The sequence below is a fragment of the Cyanobacteriota bacterium genome, from assembly GCA_025054735.1.
Classification (GTDB): domain Bacteria; phylum Cyanobacteriota; class Cyanobacteriia; order SKYG9; family SKYG9; genus SKYG9.
Genome location: JANWZG010000401.1, coordinates 1 through 3,586, shown reverse-complemented (window position 1 = coordinate 3,586; position 3,586 = coordinate 1). Strand labels below are relative to the sequence as shown.

Here is a 3,586-nt window from a genome sequence, read left to right as displayed (position 1 = left end):
ATGATGTGTGTAGCAACTGGGGCAACTGGAACTATACCGCTGGTGTGGGCAATGACGCACGGGGATTCCGGTACTTTAACATTCTCAAACAGTCTAAGGACTACGATCCTGCGGGGGATTATGTGAAGCATTGGCTCCCAGAGTTGGCAAAGCTACCAGCTAGCAAGGTACATGAACCCTGGAAGTTGCTACCTGTGGAACAGCAGCGCTTTCATCTCAAGCTAGGTGTAGATTATCCCTACCCAGTAGTGGATTTGTTTAAGTCAGCAGCAGCTAATGAAGCTATCTACAACGCTGCAACAAGGCGTACAAGGCATTCGTAAATCGAGGGGACTTGAAAATCATGGTGCAACGTACTACACTTATGTTACAAGTTGATTAGTATCAGCTTGCTCACTGTGATTTGCCAAGGAGATTAAAACCTGAGATGTTAACAGCACCGCGCACTTCTACGACTGAAATGGAGGTCACCAGTATTCGCCTAGAACGAGAGTTAAAGGAGAAACTGAAGGAGTTAGCGGGCAACCAGGGATACCAAGCATTGATTCGAGATGTTCTGTGGAACTATGTCCATCAAAAGTTGGGCAATTTTCAACCCCATGTGAGCCGATCGGACATTCGAGCTGTGGTGAATGCAACGGCTCAGCGAGAAGAGTATTGCGTACTGACCAATCAAGTGATTCATCCCCAGGAACCCATGTTGTTGGGCTGGAGTGTTAATGGACAGATTCTGCCTCTGCATCCCTCGGCATATGCAGCGGCTGAGTAGATGAGGAGGATGGTGCTGGTTTGGGGTCACGATTAATCACCTATAGCCCTGCCTATACGTTGGTGCCCACCTATGAGTGCTTCAATCGCTGCACCTACTGCAACTTTCGGGCTGATCCCTACCAAAGTCCTTGGCTGGAAATTGAGCAAGCAGCAGCCCAACTGCGATCGCTACGGCAATCGCTGCACCCTGTTATCGAAATTCTCATCTTGAGCGGCGAAGTGCATCCCCGTAGCCAGCGGCGATCGGCTTGGTGGCAACGGATTTATGACCTGTGTGACTTAGCATTACAGCTAGGATTTTTGCCCCATACCAATGCTGGGCCACTCACCTTTACAGAAATGGAGCGGCTAAAGCGAGTCAATGCTTCTATGGGGTTGATGTTAGAACAAATTACGCCAAAGTTGATGACAACAGTGCATCGGCACGCTCCCAGCAAGCATCCAGAGATACGTCTGCAACAACTTGCCTGGGCAGGAGAGTTACGGATCCCATTTACCACAGGACTGTTGGTGGGTATCGGGGAAACAGAAGCAGATTGGCAAGACACCTTAGCTGCGATCGCTAACTTACATCGGCGTTGGGGACACATTCAAGAAGTGATTTTGCAACCCTATTGCTTGGGTACTCGTCAATCTGATCCGCGATCGTCGTTTCCAGAGGGTGACTTGGTGAGGCTAGTGACGATCGCCCGTGACATGTTACCAACCGACATCACGCTGCAACTGCCCCCAAATCTAGTCAAGGAGCCAGAAGTTCTACTTGCTTGCCTAGATGCAGGAGTCCGCGATTTGGGTGGTTTGGTTCCTAAGGATGAGGTGAACCCCGACTATCACCATAAAACCGTAACAGCCTTAACGCAACTCCTAAACTCAGCCGGGTGGCAACTAGTCCCGCGGTTGCCAGTCTACCCTCAGTATGACGAGTGGCTATGTGATGCAGTGCGTTATCATGTGAAAGCTTGGCGTAACCAATTGACCTCAGCGTACCCGTAATTCCTGTGAATTCTTGTCGTGTTTCTGTAGCAACTCTCATCAGCGTTGCGATTGTTCTCCCATTCTCCATCCTGTCGGGTGAGGCAATGTTCTCTGAACCTGTTACCCGATCGCATCGGCCTCTAGGGTTAGCTGTGCAAATAGCTCAAGCATCAGCAGCAGATTTATTGGCACGGAGTTTACAGAAAGCACAGGCCAATGATTACCGAGGTGCGATTGCTGACCTTAACCAAGCTATTCAACTAAATCCTAATCTGTCTGAGGCTTATTACCTTCGGGCGGGGTTCCGGTTAAAGGTTAACGATCGGGCGGGGGCCATGACCGACTATAGTCAAGCTATTCGCCTCAACCCCAACTACACAGCAGCATACTATGACCGAGGCATTGCCAGATACGAGGCTAAAGATGTGCAAGGCGCAATTGCTGATTTTACGCAAGCTATTCGCTCTCAACCCGATTTGTCGATCGCGTACTACAATCGCGGCATTGCCCATAGTGATGCAGGTAACGATCAAGCTGCCATTCAAGACTACACCCGTGCCATTGAAATTGACGGTGAATGGCTGAACAAAGGGCCATCTAGCGCCTATAACAACCGTGGCTTTAGTCGTGCTCGGTTGGGAGATTTGCGCGGCGCAGTGGACGATCATACGCAAGCTATCCAGCTACAGGCTGACAATGCCCTTGCCTACTACAACCGTGGGGTTGCCTACGCCAAGCTGAATAATCGCTCCCAAGCCCTAGCTGATTTTCGTCGGTCAGCACAACTGTTTCAGCAGCAAAATAACCGTGTTGGCTACAATCGGGCCATTCATAACATCCGCGTACTAGAAGGGCGATAGCTTACTCATCATTGTCAACTGAGCTATTTCCAGCGGCCTGTCTACGTCGCCGACACCGCTCAGAGCAATATTTAACCTCATCCCAACAGTCTTTCCACTTCTTGCGCCAGGTAAATGGTCGCTGACAGACAGGGCAAAGCTTAGAAGGCAGGTCAGATTTCGATCGCATACGTCCCATAGCAATTGCAACTTTGAAAGCAAGCAAGGTCGGGTTTTGTTATAATGCACACGTTTCATGAAAGTTAACATAATGGTAGAGCGTCCTATTAAGAAATCTGAACGTCAGGGGCAAGCTGAGCGTCAGGCACAAGAGCCAGCCGACGCTGGTGAAACTAGTGTTGAGCGTAAACCATCTGGCAAGTCTGGTGGCAAAAGCCGTGATGGCGATCGCGATCGTAGCCGGGGAAAAGGTAGAGGTAAAGGCAAGGGCAATAAAGACAAGGACGGGGTTAAGCCATCGGTTAACTTAGCGCTAGTGCGCGGCCCAAAACCTGGCAAAGCTGGAGAGCAGCCCAAACCAGCAGAACCTGAAGCTCCGGCGATCGTAGACGAAGTTACAGAGGCACCAGTGGCCGCAACTTCTACCACAGAAGCGCCTGCACCTGCTACTGAAACTGCCCCAGAACCGGCACCTATGCCTGTAACTGAAGCATCTCTAGCAGAAGCGGTACCTGTAAGCGAGGAAGCACCCGCCACGGAGGCACCTGCACCGGTAGCCGAAGCATCTGCGGAAGGGACACCTACTGCTAGCGAGGAACCCGCACCCGTAGCCGAGGAAGCACCCGCCACGGAGGCACCCGCACCAGTAGCCGAAGCACCTGCGGAAGAGGCACCTGCTGCTAGCGAGGAACCCGCACCCGTAGCCGAGGAAGTGCCCGCTACGGAGGAACCTGCACCGGTAGCTGAAGCACCTGCGGAAGAGGCACCCGCAGCCGAGGAAGCACCGGCCATGGAGGAACCTGCACCGGTAGCCGAAGCAC

The 3,586-nt window shown here is 51.8% G+C and carries 6 protein-coding genes; 5 read left to right on the top strand and 1 reads right to left on the bottom strand.

What is annotated here, in order from left to right; translation table 11 throughout:
* The 4 genes from NZ772_15810 to NZ772_15795 all read left to right on the top strand — a co-directional run.
* Positions 1-323 (top strand): FAD-binding domain-containing protein (locus NZ772_15810; protein ID MCS6815021.1); only part of this gene is annotated, 323 nt, incomplete at its 5' end.
* A 104-nt stretch (positions 324-427) separates the two neighbouring features.
* Positions 428-769, top strand: coding sequence for a ribbon-helix-helix domain-containing protein (locus NZ772_15805; GenBank protein MCS6815020.1), 342 nt, complete (start codon positions 428-430; stop codon positions 767-769).
* A gap of 20 nt (positions 770-789) precedes the next feature.
* The gene (gene cofG / locus NZ772_15800; GenBank protein ID MCS6815019.1) at positions 790-1,764 is read left to right on the top strand and encodes a 7,8-didemethyl-8-hydroxy-5-deazariboflavin synthase subunit CofG; all 975 of its coding nucleotides are present in this window, start codon (positions 790-792) and stop codon (positions 1,762-1,764) included.
* A 5-nt stretch (positions 1,765-1,769) separates the two neighbouring features.
* Positions 1,770-2,606: a tetratricopeptide repeat protein gene (locus tag NZ772_15795; protein MCS6815018.1), complete on the top strand. Its 837-nt coding sequence runs from the start codon at positions 1,770-1,772 to the stop codon at positions 2,604-2,606.
* 1 nt (position 2,607) lies between these two features.
* Here NZ772_15795 and NZ772_15790 read toward each other — a convergent pair whose 3' ends face one another.
* Positions 2,608-2,784, bottom strand: a complete 177-nt coding sequence (locus NZ772_15790) for a DUF2256 domain-containing protein (protein ID MCS6815017.1) — start codon at positions 2,782-2,784, stop codon at positions 2,608-2,610.
* A gap of 57 nt (positions 2,785-2,841) precedes the next feature.
* On the opposite strand from NZ772_15790, the gene NZ772_15785 reads away from it, so the two are divergent.
* A partial coding sequence (locus NZ772_15785) for a hypothetical protein (GenBank protein ID MCS6815016.1) occupies positions 2,842-3,586 on the top strand: 745 nt, incomplete at its 3' end.